Raw genomic sequence first — 256 nt, forward strand, 5'->3', positions numbered from 1 at the left:
TTGGGCGAAGATTATGTCAAAATGATTGAAGAATCTTTTGAAAAGCGCTGGATAGACTTTGCACAAAATGAAGGAAAGGCAACCGGTGGATATTGTGCTACTCTCTATGATGGTCCTTCTTATATCTTACTTTCATGGACTGGTCTTATGAACGAAGTTCTAGTCTTGGCTCATGAACTGGGACATGCCGGCCATTTCCAACTGGCTAAAAAGCAAAGTATTCTTAACTATGAGCCATCACTCTACTTTATCGAAG

General features: G+C 40.2%; 1 protein-coding gene. It reads left to right on the forward strand.

Annotated features, from left to right (window positions below; translation table 11 throughout):
* Positions 1-256: M3 family metallopeptidase (locus ACS2QP_RS28125; RefSeq protein ID WP_438883119.1), on the forward strand; the 256-nt coding region annotated here is incomplete at both ends.

Origin of the sequence: Bacillus cereus group sp. Bce019 (genome assembly GCF_051781745.1) — a bacterium.
GTDB lineage: Bacteria > Bacillota > Bacilli > Bacillales > Bacillaceae_G > Bacillus_A > Bacillus_A cereus.